Source organism: Streptococcus sp. 596553, from assembly GCF_900411395.1.
GTDB classification, from domain to species: domain Bacteria; phylum Bacillota; class Bacilli; order Lactobacillales; family Streptococcaceae; genus Streptococcus; species Streptococcus mitis_BA.
The window spans coordinates 1-1,415 of the sequence record NZ_OXCQ01000029.1; the positions used below are offsets into that span (position 1 = coordinate 1).

The 1,415-nt window shown below is 38.0% G+C and carries 1 protein-coding gene; it reads left to right on the forward strand.

Translation table 11 applies throughout. From position 1 onward, the window contains the following. Positions 1-124 precede the first annotated feature (124 nt). The gene (locus tag DSY56_RS11610) at positions 125-1,381 is read left to right on the forward strand and encodes an ISL3 family transposase (RefSeq protein ID WP_112445816.1); all 1,257 of its coding nucleotides are present in this window, start codon (positions 125-127) and stop codon (positions 1,379-1,381) included. Positions 1,382-1,415 lie beyond the last annotated feature (34 nt).

Here is a 1,415-nt window from a genome sequence, read left to right on the forward strand (position 1 = left end):
GGCTCTATAATATTTGTAGTGGGTAAATCCCCTATAGATATTATGGAGCCTATTTTGTTGTAGAAAAAAAGTCCCATATGACCTATAATGAAAAGCGACAAAACAACTCATTAGAAAGAATCATATGGAACAATTACATTTTATCACAAAATTACTAGACATTAAAGACCCTAATATCCAAATTATGGATGTTGTTAATATGGATACCCACAAAGAAATCATTGCTAAACTAGATTGTGAGGCCCCATCTTGCCCTGAGTGCGGAAGTCAAATGAAGAAATATGATTTTCAAAAACCTTCTAAAATTCCTTATCTTGAAACGACTGGTATGCCTACTAGAATTCTCCTTAGAAAGCGTCGATTCAAGTGCTATCACTGTTCAAAAATGATGGTCGCCGAAACCTCTCTCGTCAAGAAAAATCACCAAATCCCTCGTATTATCAACCAAAAAATTGCGCAAAAATTGATTGAAAAGTCTTCTATGACCGATATTGCTCATCAGCTGGCTATTTCAACTTCAACTGTCATTCGTAAGCTCAATGATTTCCGTTTTAAGTCTGATTTTTCTTACCTCCCTGAGATTATGTCCTGGGACGAGTACGCCTTTACAAAGGGAAAGATGAGCTTTATTGCGCAAGATTTTGACAAGCTCAATATCATCACTGTTCTTGAGGGGAGAACACAAGCTATCATCCGAAATCACTTTCTGCGCTACGATAGAGCCGTTCGTTGTCAGGTGAAAATCATTACTATGGATATGTTTAACCCCTACTATGACTTGGCTAAACAGCTTTTTCCAAACGCTAAAATCGTGTTGGATCGTTTCCATATTGTCCAACACATGAGCCGTGCTATGAGTCGTATGCGTGTCCAAATCATGAATCAGTTTCATCGAAAATCCCATGAATACAAGGCTATCAAACGCTACTGGAAACTCAGCCAACAAGATAGTCGGAAACTCAGCTATAAACGTTTTTATCGCCATACTTTTCGCATGCACTTGACGAATAAAGAAATTCTAGACAAGCTTTTGAGCTATTCAGAAGACTTGAAACATCACTACCATCTCTATCAACTCTTGCTTTTTCACTTTCAGAATAAGGAACCGGATAAATTTTTCGGGCTCATTGAGGACAATCTAAAGCAGGTTCATCCTCTTTTTCAGACTGTCTTTAAAACCTTCCTCAAGGATAAAGAGAAAATTGCCAACGCCCTTCAACTACCCTATTCCAACGCCAAACTGGAAGCCACCAATAATCTCATCAAACTTATCAAGCGCAATGCCTTTGGATTTCGGAACTTTGAAAACTTCAAAAAACGGATTTTTATCGCTCTGAATATCAAAAAAGAAAGGACGAAATTTGTCCTTTCTCGAGCTTAGCTTTTCTTCAACCCACTACAGTTGACAAAGAGCC